Origin of the sequence: Mycobacterium rhizamassiliense, assembly GCF_900157375.1 — a bacterium.
Classification (GTDB): domain Bacteria; phylum Actinomycetota; class Actinomycetes; order Mycobacteriales; family Mycobacteriaceae; genus Mycobacterium; species Mycobacterium rhizamassiliense.
In genome coordinates, this window is record NZ_LT721901.1 from 1,399,533 (window position 1) to 1,414,796 (window position 15,264).

Annotated in this window: 16 protein-coding genes; 8 read left to right on the top strand and 8 right to left on the bottom strand. The window is 67.7% G+C overall.

Features of this window, described 5'->3' with window-relative positions:
• Nucleotides 1–1,080, bottom strand: a complete 1,080-nt coding sequence (locus MRAB57_RS06895; protein ID WP_077086916.1) for a sulfate ABC transporter substrate-binding protein — start codon at nt 1,078–1,080, stop codon at nt 1–3.
• A gap of 186 nt (nt 1,081–1,266) precedes the next feature.
• Between MRAB57_RS06895 and MRAB57_RS06900 the strand changes: the two genes are divergently transcribed.
• Nucleotides 1,267–2,424, top strand: a complete 1,158-nt coding sequence (locus MRAB57_RS06900; protein WP_077090431.1) for a Zn-dependent alcohol dehydrogenase — start codon at nt 1,267–1,269, stop codon at nt 2,422–2,424.
• Here the strand turns inward: MRAB57_RS06900 and MRAB57_RS06905 are convergent.
• From MRAB57_RS06905 to MRAB57_RS06915, 3 genes are read right to left on the bottom strand one after another with little or no spacing between them, the layout of a single operon-like run.
• The gene (locus MRAB57_RS06905) at nt 2,374–3,939 is read right to left on the bottom strand and encodes a flavin-containing monooxygenase (protein ID WP_077086917.1); all 1,566 of its coding nucleotides are present in this window, start codon (nt 3,937–3,939) and stop codon (nt 2,374–2,376) included. The two genes, MRAB57_RS06900 and MRAB57_RS06905, sit on opposite strands and share 51 nt — an antisense overlap.
• The gene (locus MRAB57_RS06910; RefSeq protein ID WP_077086918.1) at nt 3,936–5,729 is read right to left on the bottom strand and encodes a flavin-containing monooxygenase; all 1,794 of its coding nucleotides are present in this window, start codon (nt 5,727–5,729) and stop codon (nt 3,936–3,938) included. Before MRAB57_RS06910 ends, MRAB57_RS06905 begins: the two co-directional genes overlap by 4 nt.
• A 53-nt stretch (nt 5,730–5,782) precedes the next feature.
• On the bottom strand, nt 5,783–6,400 hold the full coding sequence (locus MRAB57_RS06915) for a TetR/AcrR family transcriptional regulator (protein WP_077086919.1): 618 nt from the start codon (nt 6,398–6,400) through the stop codon (nt 5,783–5,785).
• Between the two features lie 71 nt (nt 6,401–6,471).
• Here MRAB57_RS06915 and MRAB57_RS06920 point away from each other — a divergent pair, with 71 nt between their 5' ends.
• Complete coding sequence (locus MRAB57_RS06920; RefSeq protein ID WP_245835859.1) at nt 6,472–7,071, top strand: TetR/AcrR family transcriptional regulator; 600 nt, start codon at nt 6,472–6,474, stop codon at nt 7,069–7,071.
• Here MRAB57_RS06920 and MRAB57_RS06925 read toward each other — a convergent pair.
• A complete protein-coding gene (locus MRAB57_RS06925) occupies nt 7,054–7,536 on the bottom strand; it encodes a YkgB family protein (RefSeq protein WP_245835860.1) in 483 nt (160 codons plus the stop codon). The two genes, MRAB57_RS06920 and MRAB57_RS06925, sit on opposite strands and share 18 nt — an antisense overlap.
• A 31-nt stretch (nt 7,537–7,567) precedes the next feature.
• Nucleotides 7,568–8,188: a TetR/AcrR family transcriptional regulator gene (locus tag MRAB57_RS06930; RefSeq protein WP_077086920.1), complete on the bottom strand. Its 621-nt coding sequence runs from the start codon at nt 8,186–8,188 to the stop codon at nt 7,568–7,570.
• 152 nt (nt 8,189–8,340) lie between these two features.
• Between MRAB57_RS06930 and MRAB57_RS06935 the strand changes: the two genes are divergently transcribed.
• A complete protein-coding gene (locus tag MRAB57_RS06935; protein WP_077086921.1) occupies nt 8,341–8,901 on the top strand; it encodes a pyridoxamine 5'-phosphate oxidase family protein in 561 nt (186 codons plus the stop codon).
• 4 nt (nt 8,902–8,905) lie between these two features.
• On the opposite strand, the gene MRAB57_RS06940 is transcribed toward MRAB57_RS06935, so the two are convergent.
• Both MRAB57_RS06940 and MRAB57_RS06945 read right to left on the bottom strand, forming a co-directional pair.
• Nucleotides 8,906–9,376: an SRPBCC family protein gene (locus MRAB57_RS06940; protein ID WP_077086922.1), complete on the bottom strand. Its 471-nt coding sequence runs from the start codon at nt 9,374–9,376 to the stop codon at nt 8,906–8,908.
• 37 nt (nt 9,377–9,413) lie between these two features.
• Nucleotides 9,414–10,376, bottom strand: a complete 963-nt coding sequence (locus tag MRAB57_RS06945) for a LysR family transcriptional regulator (RefSeq protein ID WP_077090434.1) — start codon at nt 10,374–10,376, stop codon at nt 9,414–9,416.
• A gap of 139 nt (nt 10,377–10,515) precedes the next feature.
• Here MRAB57_RS06945 and MRAB57_RS06950 point away from each other — a divergent pair, with 139 nt between their 5' ends.
• The 5 genes from MRAB57_RS06950 to MRAB57_RS06970 are packed head-to-tail and all read left to right on the top strand — an operon-like array spanning nt 10,516 to nt 15,211.
• Nucleotides 10,516–11,391 (top strand): SDR family NAD(P)-dependent oxidoreductase, encoded by an 876-nt coding sequence (locus tag MRAB57_RS06950; RefSeq protein ID WP_077086923.1) that lies wholly within the window; start codon nt 10,516–10,518, stop codon nt 11,389–11,391.
• A gap of 1 nt (nt 11,392) precedes the next feature.
• Nucleotides 11,393–12,520 carry a sulfotransferase family protein gene (locus MRAB57_RS06955; RefSeq protein WP_077086924.1) on the top strand — a complete coding sequence of 376 codons (1,128 nt, stop codon included), beginning with the start codon at nt 11,393–11,395 and terminating at the stop codon, nt 12,518–12,520.
• Nucleotides 12,521–12,544: 24 nt separating this feature from the next.
• Nucleotides 12,545–13,609, top strand: a complete 1,065-nt coding sequence (locus MRAB57_RS06960) for a hypothetical protein (protein ID WP_077086925.1) — start codon at nt 12,545–12,547, stop codon at nt 13,607–13,609.
• A 10-nt stretch (nt 13,610–13,619) separates the two neighbouring features.
• Complete coding sequence (locus MRAB57_RS06965; RefSeq protein ID WP_077086926.1) at nt 13,620–14,441, top strand: mycofactocin-coupled SDR family oxidoreductase; 822 nt, start codon at nt 13,620–13,622, stop codon at nt 14,439–14,441.
• On the top strand, nt 14,441–15,211 hold the full coding sequence (locus MRAB57_RS06970; RefSeq protein WP_077086927.1) for an SDR family NAD(P)-dependent oxidoreductase: 771 nt from the start codon (nt 14,441–14,443) through the stop codon (nt 15,209–15,211). Before MRAB57_RS06965 ends, MRAB57_RS06970 begins: the two co-directional genes overlap by 1 nt.
• Nucleotides 15,212–15,264 lie beyond the last annotated feature (53 nt).

A 15,264-nucleotide genomic window follows, 5' to 3' on the forward strand; every position in this document is an offset into this window, starting at 1 on the left:
CTAGGTACCGGACGCCGCGCCGGGCGCCGCCGAGTTGGTGTCGAGGATTCCGTTCGTCCCGAAGAACTGCTCGCGTGCGTCGGTCCAGTCCTTGGCGATGGCGCTGATCGGAAACAGGGTCAGCGGGGGCAGCCGGTCGGCGTGCCTGGCGAGGATGTCCGCCTTGAACGGGCGGTAACCGTATTGCGCGACCTGTTCCTGCGCGGCATCGGTGAACAGGTAATCCAGGTAGGCCTTGGCGTAGGTCGCCGTCTTGGGATCGGTGAGGTTCGCATCGACCCAGGCCACCGCCGGCTCGGCCAGGATGCTGACCGGCGGGTAGACGACCTGCAGCTCGTCCTTGTTGGCGGCGACCTCGCGCAGCGCCTCGTTCTCCCACGTCAGCTGCACATCGCCGGTCCTGGCGACGGTGAAGCTGTCGCCCGCGCCCCGGGCACCGGCGTCGGACACCGCGACGTGCTGCAGCAGCGACTTCACGAAGGCACCGGCCTGCGCCGGGCTGCCGCCGCGCGTGGTCACCGAGCCCCAGGCCGCGAGCACGCTGAGTTGACCGTTGCCGGAGGTGCGCGGGTTCGGCGACACCACGGACACGCTCGGGCGGATCAGGTCGGGCCAGTCGTGGATTTCCTTGGGATTGCCCTTGCGGACGACGAACACGATGGTCGACGTGTACGGCACCGAGCCGTTCGGCAGCCGCTGTCGCCAGTTCGCGGCGACCAGCCCCCGCTTGCTCAGCGCATCGATGTCACTGATCAGCGCCAGCGACACCACGCTGGCCTTCTGGCTGCCGTCCAGCACGCTGCGCAGCTGCCGACCCGAACCGCCGTGAGACTCCTTGATGTCCAACGTGATTCCGCTGTGCGTGCGGTATTGCGGGATGAACGCCTTGTCGATCGCCGCGTACAACTCGCGCGTCGGATCGTAGGAGACGTTGAGGATCTGGTTGGTGCCTGCGGCGGGAAAGTTCTTCACCACGAGCGCGGTCGCGGCGAAGACGAGGGCGACCACACCGAGGACGTTGAGCCACGGAATGCGCCGCCACGTCGGTGCGGGCGCGGCGAACGGCGGCGCTTGCACCATCTCCCAGCCGTCCCCTCACCGCTATCTACCAGCATGAAGTCTGGCTGACGAGCATTTTCAGCGATGTTAGCCACCGGGCCACTTTTCGGCAGCCCTGAAAATCACCCTGACGTAAATATCGACGGCTTCTATAATCAAACGATTGATCGTTTAACCCGTGACCCGATGGAGAGGCGGCACGCGTCGATGAGAAGCCGCGCGGCCGTGGTGTACGAATACGGCAGCCCGTGGTCGGTCGAGGAATTCGAGCTGGACCCACCGCGGGCCGGCGAAGTTCTGGTGCGCCTGGCCGCCGCCGGGCTGTGCCACTCCGACGAGCACATCCGGCAAGGCAGGCTGGCGCCCCGGCCGGACGTGGTGCGCGAACTCGGGTTGCCGGCCATGTCACCGACGATCGGCGGACACGAGGGCTCCGGCGTCGTCGTCGAAGTGGGCGACGGGGTGACCCGCTTCGCGCCGGGCGATCACGTGGTCACGTCCTTTGTCGCGGTGTGCGGCCGGTGCCGGTGGTGTTCCTCGGGCATGGAGTACCTGTGCGACACCGGTTCCGGGACGCTGGCGCCGGGCATGCCGACGGACGGCACGTTTCGCCATCACAGTGTCGACGGACGAAACCTGGGTCATATCTCGAAGATCGGCGCGTTCGCCGAACACACCGTCGTCTCCGCCGATTCGCTGGTGCTGATCGACCGAAGCTTCCCACTGGTGCCCGCGGCGCTGCTGGCGTGCGCGGTCCCCACCGGATACGGTTCGGCCGCGCACCGCGCCGGGGTGCGCGGGGGCGACACCGTGGTGGTGATCGGTGCGGGCGGAATCGGGACGGCGGCCATTCAGGGCGCGCGCATCAGCGGCGCGGCGCGCATCGTCGTGGTTGATCCCGTTGCCTTCAAACGTGATTCGGCGCCGGGCTTCGGCGCGACCCATACCGCGGCGACCGGAGCCGAGGCGATCGAACTGGTGCGGGAGCTGACCCGCGGCGTGATGGCCGACGCGGTCGTCGTCTCCCCCGCAATGATCGGCGCGGCCGACGTCGGCGTCGCGCTGCAGCTCACCCGCAAGGGCGGCACCTGTGTGTTGACCGGCCTGCCGGCCCCGGCGCTCGGCTCGATCGACGTCGCCCTGCAGGACTTCATCCTGATGAACAAGTCATTGCGCGGCACAGTGTTTGGATCCTGCAATCCCCACAGCGACATCGCGCTGCTCGCGGGGATGTACGAGTCGGGCCAGCTGCTGCTCGACGAGATGATCACCAAGCGTTATGCGCTTGACGAAATCAACGAGGCCTACGCCGATCTATCCGCCGGCCAATTGGTCCGCGGTGTCATCGATTTCGGCATCGGCTAGCCGGTTCCCGGCAGCTGCACCCTTGCGGTGCAGCCAGTCGCGCGAACGCAACCGCCAGGTCCGCCGGGCGTACTCCAGCTCGGTGTACGGCCACTGTGTGACGATGCGGCCGGAGGCCGAACGGAAGTAGCTGTCGCACTGCGTCCAGATGGTGCGCTCCAGGTCCCGGGAAAGCTGGTCGTTGTAACGTTTTTCGGCCCGCGGGCGCACCTCGAGGCAGCCGCCGCGCCGCGCCAGCCGGCTGACCGCACTGGCCACCAGGCGCGCACCTGCCTCCAGGATGTAGACGATCGAGTTCCCGCCCTGGTTGGTGTTCGGGCCGTAGAGCATGAAGAAGTTGGGGAACCCGCTGACCGCCACACCCAGGTAGGCGCTGGGGTCCTCGCCCCATCGGTCGTGCAGCCGTTGGCCGCCCGTGCCCACGACGTCGATGCCCGACAAGTATTGCGACGTCTCGAATCCGGTGGCCAGCACGATCGCATCGGCATCCACGGCGTCGCCCGTCGTGGTGACCACGGAGGTCTCGGTGACGCGGTCGATGGGGTCGGTGATGAGCTCGACGTTGTCCTGCTGCAGCGCCCGGTAGTACTCGTCGCCGAGCAGCACCCGCTTGCAGCGGAACGGGTAGTCCGGCGTCAGCGCGCCGCGAAGCCGCTCGCCGGGCACGGTGCGTTCCAGGAACGACGTCGCGACGTGACTGCGCGCCGCGACGATCGGGTCGTCGGCGAAGGTCGCGGTGTTGTCGTGCTGGAACTTCCAGATCTGCCAGCGGGTCCGTGGCACCGCCAGCGGATCGCGCCGAAACCGCGCCAATTCCCTTGCGCTGTAGGGGCGGTCGTCCTTGGGCACCATCCATGGCGGGGTGCGCTGAAATACCTTGAGCCGCTTGGCGATCTTCGCCAGCTCGGGAACCACCTGCACGCCGCTGGCACCCGTTCCGATGACCGCCACCTGCCGCCCCGTCAGATCGACGCGGTGGTCCCACTGGGCGGTGTGCATGAGCACGCCCTTGAAGTCGGCGAGCCCGGCGATGTCGGGCAGCTTCAGCAGGCCGAACAAGCCGACGGCGCAGACCACCGCGTCGACGGTCAGCGTGCCGGGACCGGCGGCGCCGTCCAGCTCGCACGTCCAGTTGCACGCGTCAGCGTCCCATCGCATCGCGCACACTCTGGTGTCGAGCATGAGGTGGCGGCGCAGGTCGAAGTCATCGGCCACCGACTCCAGGTAGGCCAGGATCTCGGGCTGCCGCGCGTAGGTGCGGCTCCAGGACTTGTTGGGCGCGAAGGAAAGCGAGTATAGGTGGCTCTGGATGTCGCAGGCGGCGCCGGGATAGGTGTTGCGCCGCCAGGTGCCCCCGACGCCGTCGCCGGCCTCGATGATGACCAGATCGTCGATGCCCGCCCGGCGCAGGGCAACCGCCGTGGCGAGCCCGCCGAAGCCGGCCCCGATGATCGCGACCCTCGGCGCGCGCCGGCGCCGGGTCGTCGCTCGCAGTCTTCCGAGGACGTACTTCATGAATCGACGCCGCGAATGTCGAGGCCTGCCAAATCGCCCGTCGCCCGCCATGTTTCGAGGATGTCGGCGTACTCGGTCGGGGTGCCGAAGAAGAAGCTGCCCTGCCGCGTCTTGGCGTCCGCCTTCCCCTCCCGGTTGTAGTAGCCGGGGGTACACGTCGCGGCCCGCTCCGCGGTGGCGGCCGACCTGGTGACCACCGTGTCGACCCAGGCGGCCTCCGCGGCCACGCTCGGCTCGACTTCGGTGGCGCCGTGCTCGAGGGCCCACGCGATGACCCAGGCGGCATGCGTCGCCTGCACGTCGAGCAGGTACGGAAAGTTCACCGTCAACCCTGCCTGGGAGATGCTTTCGATGAAGCAGTTGGGAAAGCCGTTGGCGCACAGACCCTGGAACGTGCGCACGCCGTCGCTCCAGCGCTCGGTCAGCGACACGCCGTCACGGCCGATCAGCTCGAACCCGGTGCGGCGACAGTAGTCGGTGCCGACCTCGAAACCCGTCGCGAAGATCAGGCAATCGAGTTCATAGGACACCCCGTCGACCACCACACCGGATTCGGTGATCCGCTCCACGCCGCGGCCGCGGGTATCGACCAGCGTCACGTTGTCCCGGTTGAACGTCTCGAGATACTCGTCGTGAAAGCAGGGCCGCTTGCAGAAGTAGCCGTACCAGGGCTTGAGCGCCTCGGCGGTGGCGCGGTCGGCGACGATCCCGTCGATCCGGGCGCGGATCTCCTCCATCTTGGCGAAGTCGGCGATCTCGATGTCGCGGCCGCGCTGCTCGGGGTCCACCGAGCCGTCACCGTCGTGGCGCATCACCGGAAGCTTGCGGGTGATGCTCGTCCAGGCATCTGCGACCAGATCCTCAGCCGCTTGCCCACCGGCCGTGAGGATTTGGAAGTTCTGTATCCGCTGGCGCTGCCACCCGGGCACCAGGGCACTGGCCCACTGCGGGTCCGTCGGCGCGTTGGCGCGCACATCCACCGACGACGGTGTGCGCTGAAAGACGTAGAGCTGGCCCGCCGCGGCGCCCAGATGCGGTACGCACTGGATGGCGGTCGCCCCGGTGCCGACGATCCCGACGCGCTTGCCGGCCAGGTTCTCCAGCTTCGCGCCGGTGTAGCCGTAGTCCCATCGGCTGGTGTGGAACGTGTGACCGCCAAACGCCCCCAGCCCGGGGATCCCCGGCAGCTTGGGCTTGGCTTGATACCCGTTTGCCATCGACACGAACTTGGCCCGCATCTCGTCGCCCCGGTTGGTCCGGATGATCCAACGCGAAGTTCCAGCCTCCCAACGGATCTCGTGGACGTCGGTTTGCAGGCACGCGTCGCGGTACAGGTCGTAGTGCTCGGCGATGCGGCGGCAGTGCGCAAAGATCTCGGCGCCCTTGGAGTATTTCTCCTCGGGGATGTAGCCGAGTTCCTCCAGCAGTGGGATGTACACGTAGGACTCGACGTCGCAGGCGATGCCCGGATACCGATTCCAGTACCACGTGCCCCCCACGTCGGCCGCCCGGTCGATCAGCCGCACGCTCTCGACACCGAGCTCGCGTAGCCGCGCGCCCGTCAGCAACCCGCCGAAGCCGGCTCCGATGATGGCCACGTCGATCTCGTCGGTGCGGGGTTCGCGCGCCGTCGTGTCGTCGGCCCAGGGGTCGTCGGCGTACCGGGCGAACTCACCGGAGATCTCGACGTACTGGGCGATCCCCTCGGGGCGCACACGGCGGGCGCGCTCGTCGGCATATCTCTGCCGCAGCGCTTCCACGTCGAATGTCAGGCCAGCAGTCTCGGTCAAGGTCTCGACTCCGCTCCTCGTGAGCCGACTCTATAATCAATCACTTGATCGCATCAAGGGGACGCGGTGAAGAGTGCTCCCCTGACCAGCACCTTCGCCGCGGCCAAGGCTGCCTGGTAGTCCGCCGGCGGCACCGCGGCGGCCAGCTCGGTCAGGCCGTAGACGAGGGCGTAGATCGCCTCCACCGCCCCGCGACGGTCGCAGCCGTCGCCCAGTTCGCCGCGCCGGTGGGCGTCCCCGACGGCGTCCTCGATGATCCCGCGGAACACTTCGAACCCCTCGGCTTGGCCGCGGGAGGTGTCGATCAGGTTCTCCGCGCGAATCGCAAACTCGAACGCCGCCAGGTCCGGGTACTCGCGCAGCAAGGCGCCGGATTCGTCGAGCAGCGCTTCGATCCGGTCGACGATGTTCGCGGCGACCACGGCCGCCTGACGCAGCCGCGGCATGGCGACCTCGGCCCGGGCCGCGATGGCCGCCTTGATCAGCTCGGACTTGTTGGGAAAGTAGTTGTACAGGCTGGGGCTCGTCACGTTCGCCATGCGAGCGATCTCCCGGATCGTCGTCTGCGAATAGCCGACCTCGGCCACGCATTTCATCGTCGCCGCGATGATCCGCTGCCGGGTCTCCTCACCGCTGGCACCGACGGGACGGCCCAGCTGTGTCTGGGGCATCCGTCGAATATATCCGGGTCAGTGGATATATTCGTCTCACCGATGAGGACCGGCTGTCGCGGAGGTGTGCGGTGCGTGAACGGCTCGGCAGGCCGGTGGGCGCAGATGCCGAGCAGACCCGTCGCCGAATCCTCACCGCGGCGATGCGCTGCGTGGCCGAGGTCGGCTATTCGCAGACGACGATCCGGGAGATCGCCCGCGCCGCCGAGATGACCAGCGGCAGCCTGTATCACTACTTCCCGAACAAGTCCGAGCTACTCGAGGCGACCGGCGAGGAGATCGAGGACATCGTTGCGCCCCGGCTGCGTGCCGCGGCCGCGCAGTCCGACGACGTGGTCGCCCGGCTGGATGCGGTGCTGGACGAATCGCAACGGTTGATGCGCGACCATCCCTACCTCGCCGCGTTCCTGCGGGCGGCGCGCGCCGGCAGCGCGGCGCGCTCGCGGTACCCAGGGTCCAGGGCCCTGCGCGAGGTCGTCACCGAGATCGTCGCCGACGCCGCGGCGCAGGGAACGCTGGCGCCGGGCGCCTCGCCCGCGTCCGTGGTGGAGGCCGTCTGCGCGCTGACCCGTGGCCTGTCGGAGCGATCAACCACCCTGCCGCCGGAGCCCTACGCCGCCACGCTCGCCGCGGCGAAGCGGCTCATCCGGGGTTCATTGTTCGCGCGCTAACCGGTTGCGGCGCAATGCCTCCAGTGATTCGCCGAGCGACCACAGCGCCACGCCGATCAACACCAGATCCTTGAGCAGGAATTGTCCCGGTAGCGCCGAGAGCACGGGCACGCCCGCAGCGCGCGTCGAGACCACCCCGGGTGTGGTGAACAGAAAGCTCAGCGTCCCCACGAACAGCAGCACGGCCAGCGCACTGCCGAGCGTGGAGGCGCGGGGCGAGATTGGCCGCAGCGCGATGAGTAGGGCCGCGACGATTTCCATCGTGCCGAGGCCATGCGCGACCGTGGCGACGCTGAACACGTCATAGATCCAGCTCATCAGCGGGCTGTGCTCGATGAGCGCCCGCGATTCCATCTTCACGTACTTCCCGAAACCGATCCACGCCAACACAATTACCAATCCGTATCGACTGATGAGTAGACCCCATCGGGAAAGCGGGAGCGCCACGCGGTCGTCGTCGGTCACGCTGCGGAGACGATGCGTGGGGGCGTTTGGTTCATTGCCCCGCAGGCAGGTGCTCGAGCCCGGAGACGATGAGCCGCAACCCGAAGCCGAACTCCTCGGCCAGCGGAACCGGGAGGTCGTCGGCGACCGCGACGGTCGCGGGGTAGCGCGCCGGGTCGAGCCCGCGGAATGTCGCCGACAGCTGGGCGTCGTGTTCGCTGTCGCCCGCCGCCGTCCCGGACTGCTGGATCGCGAAACCGAGGACGTAGCGGGCCAGCATCGCATAGGCGTGGGCGGCCACCGAAGGCCGAAAACCATTGGCCAGCAACACCGATAGGCAGAGCTCGCGGTTGGCCAGCGCGTTGGTCCCCACCGGGGTGTACTCGATCAGCAACACGGCGACGTTGCCGTGCCGGCTCAGCGCGTCGAACATGTGCTGTGCGAGCAAGATACAACCCTGCTGCCAGGGCAGCGCGGCGAGCGCCTCCGGATCGAGATCGACCTCCCCGAGGATGTGGTCGATCACCGCCGAGACTAATTCCGACCGGTTGGCGAAGTGACGATAGAGCATCGCGGTGCCCGACTGCACGCGTTGCGCCAGCGATCGCATCGACAGCGCGTCGGCCCCCTGCTCGTCGAGCAATTCGACGGCGGCCGACAGGATGCGGTCCATCGGGACGGCCGGGCGCCCGCGGGATCGCCCCGGCGACGACTCGTTGACGTTCGTCACAGCCCTCCTCGGCTTGACACCGCGATGATTTACGGAGACACTGTATCCGTAAATAAGGCCAAGATCAATGCCCTTGACAGTGAGGACGTTTCGCCATGCTTCTTCCCCTCGCTCCGGAACCCTTCACGGCGCCGACCGATCGCGACATGCTTCCGTCCGAGCGGCGCCAGTTCGTCCTCACCCACCGCACCTGCGTGTTCGGCTACCGCCGGCGCAACGACGGCCCCGGCATGTCCGTCGTGTACTACATCCCGACGGACACCGACGAACTCCTGGTCTCCACGATGGCGGGCCGCGGCAAGGCCCGCGTCATCGAGCGCGACGAAAAGGTCAGCCTGTGCGTCCTCGACGAGCGGTGGCCCTTCACCTATCTGCAGGTGTATGCCGACGCGACCGTCGAAGACGATCACGAGCTCGCGGTCGACGTGATGATGGCGGTTGCCGGCCGGATGTCGGGCCAGCCGCTCGGCGCGGAGGCGCGACCGCAGATCTCGACGATGTGCGAGCGGGAACATCGCGTGGTCATCCGCTGCCGGCCCTACGAGACCTTCGCCACCCCGCCGCGCCACCTGCACCGCAACGACCAGGTCGAGCAACTCAGCCATTGGGCGTCCGGCGTGGTCCCCTGGGATGCCGCCGATCCGGACGCCGGCTGATCAGTTACTGCGCGTAGCGGTCACGCAGCTTGCCCAGCGTGGCCTCGATGCCGTTCGCGTTGGCCTTCGCGAAACCCATCCTTTCGTAGTACTTCAGCTTGTTCTTGATAGCACCGGCGTCGCGGTAGTCGAAGGTCTCGGTGACCCTGGTCAGGTCCGGTCCGAGTGATTCGAATTCCCAGCGCCAGCGATGGCCGACCGGGTGGCGCCATTCGACCACGTCGTACGGCTTCAGCACGGTGAAGGTACTGGTGACGCGGTAGGGCACACCCTTCATCTTCATGCTCGTCGAAAACTTAGACCCCTCAAGGACTTCCGCCGGAACCTTGAGGTTGTCCTGCACCGTGCCCGACCCGTCCAGCTCGCCGTGCCGCCGGGGGTCGGCGGCCAGGGCCCACAGGTCTGCGGCCGGCGCGGCGACGTCGACCCTGCGACACACCTGCCGAGGTCCCCGATCCACAACCGTCACGTCCATGATGTCTCCTTAGGTCTACCGCGAAGCCTAGCCGGGTCTAGTTCGGCTCGGGAAGGCGCGGATCCCACACCGGCGACGGCGTGAACTTCGCCGGCCAAAGCCCCGACTTGGTGAGGCGCGAAACCTCCTCGCGCAACAGGATTCCGATCTTGGTGGCGAACTCGCGGGGCAGCTCGAGCGCCGCGGTGGCCGCAACACCCAGCTGCTGGTTGATCTCGGGTTCGCAGATAGGCGCGCATCGCAGCCGCCCCGCGTCGACGTCGCCGCCACACGCCGCCAGCGGCAGCACCGCGTATCCGAGTCCGGCGGCGACCAGCTGCTTGGAGACTTCCAGCGAATCGGTCGAATAGCGTGCTGTGATAGCGACTTTGACCCGCAGCGCGGTGTTCTCCAACGTGTTGCGGATCCCGGTCGGGGCGCTGGGCATGACGAGCGGCAGGCTGGCCAGGCCCGCGAAGGGCACGGGCTTGTCAGGGGACAGGTCCGACGCGGGACCGCCGACCAGAACGAGGTCCTCGACCACCAGGTGCCGGTAGAAGAGGCGGTCATCGGCCACCGGATTGAGCACCGCGAGGTCGACCGCGCCGCTGAGCATGCGCGGGACCAGGTCGTCGGTCTCGGCGACGGCGACGTGGAAGTGCACGTTCGGGAACGCCGCGCCCAGGCTGGCGAGAAGCGGCGCGGCCAGCACCCCGGCCGCGGTCGGCACCATGCCGAACAGCAGGCCGCGTTCGATGCGGGCCAGCGGCGATCCCGCGTACTGCACCGCGAGCTCGAGTTGCCGCAGCGGCGCGGCGGTCGACGAGCGCAGGCGCTCGCCCTCCTCGGTGAGGTGCACGCCCCGACGGGTCCGATGGAACAGCGTGATGCCGAGGTCCTCCTCCAGCAGCCGGATCTGGCGGCTCAGCGCGGGCTGGGCGATTCCGAGCACCGTGGCCGCCCGGGTGATCGAGCCCTCCTCGGCGATGCGCAGGAAGTACTTGAGCCGGTGGGTATCCATCGCCTCCACGTCTACCAGCCATACAAAAGCGGCATGACTGGTTTCCTGAATTGGTATTACCGACTTGGGCCGATGTCGCCATATCGTCGGCGATGTGCGGACGGCGATGCCGTCCCGGTCTGAGTGGAGGCGATCGGTGATGACCCTGCAAGACGAGCAGGACTGGGTGCAATTGCTGGGATTGGACCGGCTGCCCGAGCACATCGTCGGCAAACGGGTGACCGAGTTGATGGACCTGTCCGGCAAGAAGGCCTTCGTCACCGGGGCCGGCGGCGACGGCCTGGGGCAGGCGATCGCGAACCGGCTGGGGGGCTGCGGCGCCGACGTCGCGCTGATCGGCCGCACCTTCGAGAAAGTCGAGCGCCGCGCCAAGGAGGTCGAGCAGCGCTGGGGGGTGCGGGCGATCCCCGTCAAGGCCGACATGTCCGACTGGGACCAAGTGCACGACGCGGTCAACCAGGCCCGCGACGAACTCGGCGGCCTCGACATCATGGTGAACAACCCGGTGATGGTCGCGGCCGGGCCGTTCGAGAACCAGACCAAAGAGGAAATCGACTACACGGTCCTCGGCAGCCTGACGATGATGATGTACGGCGCGCACGCAGCGCTGCAGCACCTGCTGCCGCAGGGTTCGGGAAAGATCATCAACATCGGTTCGGTCGGCGGCCGCATCCAGCAGCGCGGCCTGGTGGTCTACAACTCCTGCAAGGCCGGGGTCATCGGCTTCACCCGCAACCTGGCGCATGAGGTCGCGCTGCGCGGCGTGAATGTCCTTGGCGTGGCTCCTGGGATCATGATCAAGCCGGACATGAAGCAGTACCTGCTCGATCCGCAGAGCGACCAGCATCGCGCCGGCCGCGGCGCCATCCACGAGGCGATCACCAACCAGGTCCAGCTGGGCCGTGCGTCGCTGCCCGAGGAAGTCGCCAACATGGTCGCCTTCCTGGCCTCGGAGGCGGCCGATTACATGTGCGGACAGACCATCGACGTTGCCGGCGGGCAGTGGATGGGCTGAGATGCTGACCAGCCAAACGGTTTTGGACGAGGCCAGCACGCAGACCGGGCTGACCGACTTCGGTGACGACTCCTACGCCGAGGGCCTCGACCTCCTGCTGTCCGCGCTGCGAAACGAGGCACGGCTCAACGACCGCGGCCAGGCGTTTTTGCATCAGCGCATCGCGGGCTACCTGTCACAGCGCCTGCAGGTCGAGGACTGGTACCGCAGGCACCCGGAGATCGACGACGTCGAAATCATCGGTCCGCTCATCGGATTGGGCCTGCCCCGGACCGGGTCCACGGCGCTTTCCATGCTGCTGGCGCAGGATCCCGGAGTGCGCTACCTGCGCCGGTGGGAATCGTCGCAACCCTGCCCGCCGCCGTCGACCGTGCGGGGCGCCGACCCGCGCATCCCGGCCGACAAGGGCGAGATGATCGGCACCCGCCACCACGTACCGGGCGATACGCACGGCCCGATGGAGTGCCACGAGCTGATGGCGCTGGACTTCAAATCCCACATCTTTCAGTCGTTCGCCGAAATCCCTTCCTATTCAACGTGGTTGGTGCACGAGACCGACCTCACCCCCACGTTGCGTTACCAGCGCCGGGTGATGAAGCTGCTGGCCTGGGGCGAGCCGCAGCGCCCATGGCGGCTGAAGTGCCCGTCGCACGTGCTGTGGCTCGACTCGCTGGATGCGGCGTTTCCCGATGCAAAGTTCGTGATGACGCACCGCGATCCCACCGACGTCATCCTGTCGGTGGCCGACCTGTACGCCGACATCATCGGGTCGTTCAGTGACGAGATCGACCGGCGGTATATCGGCGGCCTCAACGTCGAGCACTGGTCGTTGGGGATGGATCGCGCGCTGAAGTTTCGCGCCGACGGCGCCGAGGATCGGTTCTACGACATCGATTTTCGCGCCATGCAGGACGATCCGATCGGAGAGGTCACCGGCCTGTACGCGTGGCTGGGCGCCCCGGTGGGGGAACTGTTCGAGATGCGGATGCACAGCTGGTGGGCGCAGGCGGCCGCCGCGCGCGAGCCGAGCTCGCGCGCGGACCCGGTCGAGTATGGCATCGATTTCGACGAAGTGCGGCCCCGGTTCGGGGCGTACGTGGACAGCGCGCGACGATGGACCGCGCACTAAAACACCGAGGGCAAAGGATATTTGATGGCGATTGACCTGACCGGCGGCATCGACCCGTCGCGTGAGTTCATGTTGGCGCAGCGGCCGCAGGACCCGGAGATGCGCGACTCGGTGAGCTTCTGGGTCGTCGACGACCGCGGGGCGATCGGGCTGCCCCGCATCGGGATCGAGGCCGTCGGCGCGAATTGGGACTCCCACGACATCCAGCTCAACGTCGCCTTCCCCGACGGCCGCGTGTATCGGCTGCGGTCCAACGGGGCGTCGCTGCCCGCACAGGATTCCGCCGGCCGGGCCAGCGTGCTGGGCGCCGGGGGTTTGACGTTTCGGTGCGCCGAGCCCTTCGACACCTGGACGATGTCCTACGACGGCCCCGCCGTGCAGACGTCGTCAGCCGATCTGGTCGACGGCAAGAAGGACGGCCCGACCGTGGACATCGGCTTCCACGTCGAGGCGAAGATGGCCGTGCCGCCCTGGGTGCAGGGCGCGCTGCAGTCCGATGCCGACACGCAGCTGCGCACGTCGAACGTCGGCGACATGATGGGCGGCCCGCGCTACGAGCAGTTGTTCACTGCCACAGGTGAATTCCGCATCGGCGACGAGCGGTACACATTCACCGGCAGCGGGTTGCGCATCCGTCGCACCGGGGTTCGCAAGCTGGCCGGGTTCTGGGGGCACTGCTGGCAGTCGGCGGTGTTTCCCAGTGGCCGGGCGTTCGGCTACATCGCCTACCCGCCCCGCCCCGACGGCCAGCCCACCTTCAACGAGGGATTCGTCTTCACCGGCGACGGCGGCCTGATTCCGGCCCGGGCCGTGCAGGCGCCGTGGCTGACCCGGCTGCGACCGCTGGGCGAAGATGTCTCGCTGGTGTTGCAGACCGCCGATGGCACGATCGAAATTGCCGGTGAGACAGTCTTTTCCACGCACGATATCCATCACAACGATGACATGTACTCGATGCAGGCCCTCAAGCAGGAGATGGCCAGCTTCCCCGCGGTACAGCAGGCCGGTGTGCGATACAGCTGGGACGGAGAGGAAGCCTACGGCATGCTCGAGCGATCCAATCCGCTTGACAAGATCGCCCGCGACTAGGAAGGACATTGTGAGTCAACCACTTTCAGGCAGGGTGGCGCTGATCACCGGCGCCGCCCGCGGCCAGGGCCGGGCGCACGCCGTGCGGCTGTCGGCCGAGGGCGCCGACATTATCGCGGTGGACATCGCGGGCCCGTTGCCGTCCAGCGTTCCCTACGATTCGCCGACCCTCGATGACCTCGCCGAGACGGCGGACCTGGTGCGCGCCAACGGCAGGAAGGCGATCGCCGCGGCGGTCGACATCCGCGACATCGACGCGCTCAAGGGGGCAGTCGACCAGGCGGTCGGCGACCTCGGTCGTCTCGATGTCATCGTCGCCAATGCGGGGATCTGCTGCCCGTCGCCGTGGGATCAAATCACCCCGCAGGCGTTCCGGGACACCATCGACACCAACGTGATTGGCACCTGGAACACCGTCATGGCCGGCGCGCAGCACATCGTCGACGGCGGCCGCGGGGGCTCGATCATTCTCGTCGGCTCCGCCGCCGGCATCAAGATGCAGTCGTTCATGATCCATTACACGGCAAGCAAACACGCCGTCGTCGGGATGGCCCGCGCCTTCGCGGCGGAGCTCGGCCGGTACAACATCCGGGTCAACAGCCTCAACCCCGGGGCGGTCTCCACGCCGATGGGCACCGGCCGGATGCGCGAGGCCTTGCAGTCGGCCGCCGACGACTACCCCCACCTCCAGGGCATGCATAAACCTCTGTTGCCCGAAGGTATCGCGCAGCCCGAGGACATTGCCGATGCGGTCGCGTGGCTGGCCTCCGACCAATCCAAATTCGTCACCGCGACCCAGCTCTCGGTCGACATCGGCGTCGGTTACGTCTGATGCGCGGGCTGAAGGACAAGACCTTCCTGGTCGCAGGCGGCGCGACCGGCATCGGCGCGGCCACCGCCAAACGCCTTGCCGCAGAAGGCGCCTGCGTCGCCGTCGGTGACATCAACATCGCGGGCGCCACCGCGACCGCCGAACACGTCGCCGGGTCCGGCGGCCGGGCCATCGCCGTCGAGTTCGACCTTTCCGATACGCGCTCGGTGCAACACCTCGTCGAGCGCACCATCGCGGAGTTCGGTGGCATCCACGGCCTGCACAACGTCGGTGCCGACCTCTCGGAACACAACCTCGGCCGCGACACCACCATCCTCGACACCGAGATGGACGTGTGGCAGCGCACGCTGGACGTGAACCTGCTGGGCTACGTCCGCACCATTCAAGCCGTCCTGCCCCACCTGCTGGAGGCGGGCGGCGGCAGCATCGTCAACACGTCGTCGGGCGCCGCTCTGGGCAGCGACCCGCAGCACGTCGCCTACGGCGCCTCCAAGGCCGCCGTCAATCACCTCACCCGCCACGTGGCCGTCAACTGGGGCACGCACAACATCCGGAGTAACGGCGTCATGCCCGGCCTGGTAATGGGTGAGACACAGGAACGGCAGAACGACCTGGCGCTGCAGCAGGCCTTCCTGATGTTCGGCAAGACCAGCCGGCTGGGCACGCCCGACGACCTCGCCGCGGTCACCACCTTCCTGCTCTCCGAAGAGGCCGAGTGGATCACCGGCCAGGTCTGGTACATCGGCGGCGGTTCCCACCTGCGGCAGTGACCCCTCGGCGCGGTTGACGTCAATACCCCGTGGGGGTATATGTGGTGACGTAG

Bases quoted from the DNA above. Each gene is read 5' to 3' on its own strand.
- MRAB57_RS06950 (WP_077086923.1), top strand. From the start codon at position 10,516: ATGACCCTGCAAGACGAGCAGGACTGGGTGCAATTGCTGGGATTGGAC.
- MRAB57_RS06935 (WP_077086921.1), top strand. From the start codon at position 8,341: ATGCTTCTTCCCCTCGCTCCGGAACCCTTCACGGCGCCGACCGATCGC.
- MRAB57_RS06900 (WP_077090431.1), top strand. From the start codon at position 1,267: ATGAGAAGCCGCGCGGCCGTGGTGTACGAATACGGCAGCCCGTGGTCG.
- MRAB57_RS06970 (WP_077086927.1), top strand. From the start codon at position 14,441: ATGCGCGGGCTGAAGGACAAGACCTTCCTGGTCGCAGGCGGCGCGACC.
- MRAB57_RS06945 (WP_077090434.1), bottom strand. From the start codon at position 10,376: ATGGATACCCACCGGCTCAAGTACTTCCTGCGCATCGCCGAGGAGGGC.
- MRAB57_RS06895 (WP_077086916.1), bottom strand. From the start codon at position 1,080: ATGGTGCAAGCGCCGCCGTTCGCCGCGCCCGCACCGACGTGGCGGCGC.
- MRAB57_RS06930 (WP_077086920.1), bottom strand. From the start codon at position 8,188: ATGGACCGCATCCTGTCGGCCGCCGTCGAATTGCTCGACGAGCAGGGG.
- MRAB57_RS06940 (WP_077086922.1), bottom strand. From the start codon at position 9,376: ATGGACGTGACGGTTGTGGATCGGGGACCTCGGCAGGTGTGTCGCAGG.
- MRAB57_RS06915 (WP_077086919.1), bottom strand. From the start codon at position 6,400: ATGCCCCAGACACAGCTGGGCCGTCCCGTCGGTGCCAGCGGTGAGGAG.
- MRAB57_RS06955 (WP_077086924.1), top strand. From the start codon at position 11,393: ATGCTGACCAGCCAAACGGTTTTGGACGAGGCCAGCACGCAGACCGGG.
- MRAB57_RS06960 (WP_077086925.1), top strand. From the start codon at position 12,545: ATGGCGATTGACCTGACCGGCGGCATCGACCCGTCGCGTGAGTTCATG.
- MRAB57_RS06905 (WP_077086917.1), bottom strand. From the start codon at position 3,939: ATGAAGTACGTCCTCGGAAGACTGCGAGCGACGACCCGGCGCCGGCGC.